6 protein-coding genes are annotated in these 3,605 nt (G+C 68.9%); 2 read left to right on the top strand and 4 right to left on the bottom strand.

All coding sequences use genetic code 11. The features are described from left to right. Positions 1–151: 151 nt before the first annotated feature. From VN520_RS15625 to VN520_RS15610, 4 genes are all read right to left on the bottom strand, one after another. Complete coding sequence (locus tag VN520_RS15625) at positions 152–451, bottom strand: hypothetical protein (protein WP_325747524.1); 300 nt, start codon at positions 449–451, stop codon at positions 152–154. Positions 452–671: 220 nt separating this feature from the next. After that, on the bottom strand, positions 672–1,100 hold the full coding sequence (locus VN520_RS15620) for an NUDIX hydrolase (RefSeq protein WP_325747523.1): 429 nt from the start codon (positions 1,098–1,100) through the stop codon (positions 672–674). A 269-nt stretch (positions 1,101–1,369) separates the two neighbouring features. Then, positions 1,370–1,933, bottom strand: coding sequence for a DUF6207 family protein (locus VN520_RS15615; protein WP_325747522.1), 564 nt, complete (start codon positions 1,931–1,933; stop codon positions 1,370–1,372). A gap of 528 nt (positions 1,934–2,461) precedes the next feature. Then, complete coding sequence (locus VN520_RS15610) at positions 2,462–2,602, bottom strand: hypothetical protein (RefSeq protein WP_325747521.1); 141 nt, start codon at positions 2,600–2,602, stop codon at positions 2,462–2,464. Between VN520_RS15610 and VN520_RS15605 the strand changes: the two genes are divergently transcribed. Next, positions 2,601–3,008, top strand: coding sequence for a hypothetical protein (locus tag VN520_RS15605; protein ID WP_325747520.1), 408 nt, complete (start codon positions 2,601–2,603; stop codon positions 3,006–3,008). The two genes, VN520_RS15610 and VN520_RS15605, sit on opposite strands and share 2 nt — an antisense overlap. Further along, the coding region (locus VN520_RS15600) for a hypothetical protein (RefSeq protein ID WP_325747519.1) at positions 2,965–3,605 on the top strand (641 nt) is incomplete at its 3' end. The genes VN520_RS15605 and VN520_RS15600, both read left to right, overlap by 44 nt.

The raw sequence follows: 3,605 nt of genomic DNA, 5'->3' as shown, positions 1-3,605 counted from the left end.
CTCCGCCTTCCGCTGATGGCGGATCACACCGCCCCGTGCTCATCACGACCCGGTCCTCTGCCACCACCCGCGACGGGGGCCGCAATGTCACCGTTGCTGCGGAATGTACTGCTTGTGCGCAGCAGCGACCTCCCGCAACCGGCCTGACCTGTCATCCCCGCCCGGGCACCGCTCCCACCACGACCGCAGCCGCGCGGTCCGCACCAGCCTCCCGGGCGATCCCTGCCCGGTCCAGCCACAGCAACTTCTCCTCCTCCAGCTCCTCCACCGCAGATCGGCCCGGCAGGGTCCCCAACCGCGCCATCAAAGCGGCCTCGGCCCTGCACACTTCGCCGGGGCCTTCGAGGCGGGATACCGAGGACACCGGCACCACCCGCACACCCGCCGTCTCGACAGCCACAGACGCGTCCCACAGGGCGCTCGCCGGACCACCCTCGGCATACGTTGCCATCCGCATCCCACCGCCGGGAGCCTGCGGCCACCGCAGCGGCGGTCACCACTGCCAGCGCAGATCACCACTCTTCTCCCGCCGCTCACCGAAGCATCGTCCGGCATGCCCAGGTACGAGGTCTTTGGCCTCCTGCCCGCGGCCGCCGGCTGGTCCTCCACAGGCAGATCGGGCCCGACCGGTGCACCCCTGGCGCGGGGAGCGCTGGAGCTTCAGCTCAGGTTCATAGTCCGATGGTGTGCTTGGGCCCCATGTATGACCCGGCGCCGGGGAAGCGGTCGCGGCACAGCTGCACGAACCGGTCGCTGAAGCCGCGGCTCGGCAGGTCCTCCAGCGCCACGAACTCAACGCCTCGAATCGGCCGCGTGTCCGCACCCTGCGTCACGTCTCCGATCCGTCCGCCCGTGCGGCGGGCCTCGAAGGTGATGTGGACGACGTGAGCATCCACGTGGTCGCACAGATACAGCAGTCGGCCGATCTCCACGTCGGCGCCGGTCTCCTCACGCATTTCCCTGACCAGCGCTTCCTCGAGGCTTTCACCGTCCTCAACCCTGCCGCCGGGCAGCGACCAGGACCGGGGGCCGTCGGTGCCCTGGTTCAGCAGGAGAAGCTTGCCGTCCTCGATGAGGATCCCCGTCACGCGCGTATGCATCCGCCGACGCTACCGCCCGCGCGCCGGGCTACCGGCCTGACGGACGGTAGCCGAGACAGGGATGGCCGCGAAGTCGTACGGCAACATCCTGATTCCCGGCATCCGGTATGGCGGCTACGATGCCTGTGCACCACCAGGGCAACCGCGCCGCGCCCGGTCCGCCATACCTCGACGCCCACCCTGAACCCGACCAGCGGCGGCTGGGACCTGGTGCGCTCCCAGTGACGGACGGCTGGCCTCCCGGCCGATCCGGCGACACGGGACGGGGGTCAGAACGCGGCCCCCGATGACCTCTGCCAGGGGAGCAGGGTGCAGCCGTCGCACCATTCGTTGCGGCCGTGCCCCGCCTCCTCCTGATGCCGGCGCTTCATTGCCCAGAACGCCTCCCGGTAGGCCTGCCGGACCTGCACACACTCCTGCTGCTCGCTCTTGGTCAGGTGCGACCAGCAGGCCCCGGGGTCCTCCGCACCGTACCCACGCGGCCATTCCGCCGCCTGGCGCTCGCACGCCCGGCCGTCCCTTCTGCGGCGTAGGCAGGTCTCCTTCACCCCGTCGGTGCGGGCGCCCCATGGAGGCGAGGTGAACCGGACCCAGTCCGCAGGAAGCACGCGCTCCTTGCCCGGGGCAGGCAGCGTGGTGTCGAGATACAGCCGGCCGGTACAGGGCGCCTGCCCCGGCACATGCCCGGCCGGCTGAACAGCGGGCGACCCGCTCGTCGCCCAGGCGCCCGACAGCACCCCGGCGACCATCCGCACCGTCGCCTCGTCAACGCCGACGATGTCGACGTAGGTCATGCCGGGCCTGGACAGATGTGCCGTAACGATGTCTCCCATGCCTGCAAGACGTCCACCTCAGCATCCAGGTTACGGCCCGCGCCGGAGTTCACCCGGAAGAAGAAGCAGGCCACGTCATGAAGAATTGGACTCGCCGGCCGGGAAGCGCGGCATTGCCTTCAAGACCCTGGCCAGATCACGGGGTTCTGCCCGGATCACGGCGATCACGGCAACGGTAGCCACGCCGAGTACGCCCACCAAAACCGCGTACGAGAGCACAAGACGCGGGTCACGGAGCCCCACGCGGGGATCATGCCTGGAGCACTCGAACTCAACCTCCGCCTCCGGCTGCAGCTCATCGACCGAGGCAGCCGCAACTGCGGCCCGCTGAGTGTCCGTACCTCCTCTGTGGTGCGCTTGGGCAGAGGAAGGGAAGCGCGGGTCCGCGCCCAACGCCTGGTGCGTAGTCATCTCCACATCATGACGGACCCCGACCAGCGGATGCCGCAGTTTGCCCTTCCCCCTCAGCAAATCTGCATCAGAGCCGAACTCCCGCCTCAATCAATCCGGTTGCGAGTAGTTGGCGAGTCAGGCCGCCAGACCGAGGGCGGCGGTGGGGTTCTGGTCCCAGGTGAGCTTCCTGTTGTGGTAGGCGTCGAACGCGGTGGAGCGCGGCGAGTGCCGGGAATGGACGGCGACCGCCTCGGGCGGGTTCCCGGCGTCGAGCATGGCCTGGATGCAGCCGCGGCGCATGGAGTGCCCGGTGATCCGGCGGATCGATGTCGGTGTTCAACTGCCCCAGGTAGTCCATCAGCTGTGTACCGGTCAGGGACACTTCCACCAGGCCGCGCTCGCCGGCCCGAACGCCACACCCGGCCTCGATGACCTCAACCACGGGATCAGGGAGCGCGACCTCTTCTTCTACGACGACGCCGATCTGTCATGCGCGGCGGAAGACCTGGTGACCAAGAAGTGCCTGCAAGCCTGCGGGGACCTGGGAGTTCAGGTGGCACCGTACAACCAGGCGCGTCGGCCGCCTCTTGCGCCACTGTCGGGGTACCCCGACACTTCAACTTCCCTGGGGGCGCACCATGGCTCTGACCATCACTGCCGAGCTGCTGACGGAGCTGTTTGAGCGTGGGAGCAGGCACGGCGAGACCGCGATCGTCCTCGGAGAGGACGGCTGGGACTGCCACGTGCACCACGGGCTGGCACTGTCGGAGAAGCTGACCGGGCTCACTTGGGAGGATGCAGCCGGCTTCACCGACGGCCACGAGCTGGACGACGAGGCGACGCGTGCTCTGCTCGCCACGGCGGACTACTCGATCCCGGACGAGGAGGGGCAACCGGCCCTGCCCGGCGACGACGTCCAGTGGGCCGTGATCACTGGCACCGTGGATGACGTCACCTCCGTGGCGGAGGACCTCCCCTGGCGGAAAGCGCGGTGGTTCGATCTCGGCACCACCCAGAGAGTCCTGGACCAGGACGACGAGGCGCTGCGCGAGGAGAGGCGCGCATTCAGCCTGTGGGTGACCCAGCGCGGCCAGTGGTTGCTGTCCACCACCTCGCAGTACGAGAGCGAGCCGGACCAGTGGGCGCAGTGCACCTCCCAACATGCCGCTCTTCTCATCTACCAGGCTCACTGCTCGCTGCTGGCGAACGAAGCCGAACTGCCGCTGCTGGCCCGCGCTGCCCGTGACCTCACGGACCTGCTCAGCTTCGAGACGCCGGA

Origin of the sequence: Streptomyces sp. (genome assembly GCF_035563135.1) — a bacterium.
In the GTDB taxonomy this organism is placed as follows: domain Bacteria; phylum Actinomycetota; class Actinomycetes; order Streptomycetales; family Streptomycetaceae; genus Streptomyces.
This window is presented reverse-complemented; position numbering and strand designations above follow the sequence as displayed.